Annotated in this window: 2 protein-coding genes; both read right to left on the bottom strand. The window is 40.6% G+C overall.

Features of this window, described 5'->3' with window-relative positions; translation table 11 throughout:
- Nucleotides 1-227: 227 nt before the first annotated feature.
- Complete coding sequence (locus tag CXF78_RS01720; RefSeq protein ID WP_102035785.1) at nt 228-653, bottom strand: CBS domain-containing protein; 426 nt, start codon at nt 651-653, stop codon at nt 228-230.
- 89 nt (nt 654-742) lie between these two features.
- Nucleotides 743-1,025: sugar-binding protein (locus CXF78_RS01715; RefSeq protein ID WP_219622051.1), on the bottom strand; the 283-nt coding region annotated here is incomplete at its 5' end.

The following is a 1,025-nucleotide window of genomic DNA, read 5'->3' as shown; positions in this document are numbered from 1 at the left end:
TTTACGGAATCATACATTTTGCATCACTTAAAGCAAATGAAGGGATTTTAGGTTATCTTCCTATATTTATTTTAGTATTTTCTACATTTATTATTGGTTTAGTCACCATTTTATTCCGGCTAGCTGTAGAGCTATATTTCACTTATACATAAATGTAAAACTGAGAGTCAACTCAGGCTGCACATGTCAATGTTCTGCTTAGCTCGAGCAGAAAAAGACCAATATCGTTACTTTTGCGTTAGCAGTAGGCGCTGGCAGAGTTTGACAAAATCTGACGATGTCACAATTCCTAGTACCTTATTGTGTTCATCAACCACAGGTAAACAACCCAGTTTATTGTCGATAAAATATTGCACTACAACCGTCAGCGGCTCGTCCAAACCGAGCTTCTGCACTTGGGTGTCCATAACCTCGGTAATAGGCGTAAAGCGCTCCTTTCTATCTAACGCCCCTTGGCCATATTTATTGAGCATGGTTAATACAACAGCGATCATCTTTTTATGGGTTAGCATCCCAATGAATTGCCCTGTCGTTTCCGAAATCACCGGCAAATGGCGCACATTGCGAGTTTGCATCAATTGATGAGCATCTTTAAGGCTAGCTTCATTGCTAATACAAAAAGGATTCGGGGTCATGATATCGCGCACTTCCATGGTATTACTCCTTTTACCGATTTATGCTTAAAGACTAGCCAAATCAAAAATAAATAGCCAGCAATCATGTTAATCGCCGTAGAGGCAAACTAACGTTTAAGGGTCATACGCCCAAACACACTGGCGTCGATAAAGCCTCTGTTTTTGTCACCATTAACTGGGGGGATCTCATGAGAACCCATAAAATGCTCTCTTACTGGGCTGCCATCATTATCGCAATAGGCAAGCATAAAACCGATCACTTTATTCGGTGTTAATAATAAAGGCTTATCTTGCTGACCTTCTTTAAAATCATTAGGATATAGCTTAATCGCCACCTCCCAAATCACGTTGTAAGGCGCCTCACTACTGCGCTGCCAACGACTTTTTAAA

Source organism: Shewanella sp. 11B5 (assembly GCF_002836795.1).
GTDB classification, from domain to species: domain Bacteria; phylum Pseudomonadota; class Gammaproteobacteria; order Enterobacterales; family Shewanellaceae; genus Shewanella; species Shewanella frigidimarina.
Note: the sequence above shows the minus strand (reverse complement) of the source record. Positions and strands in the feature narration are given on the sequence as shown.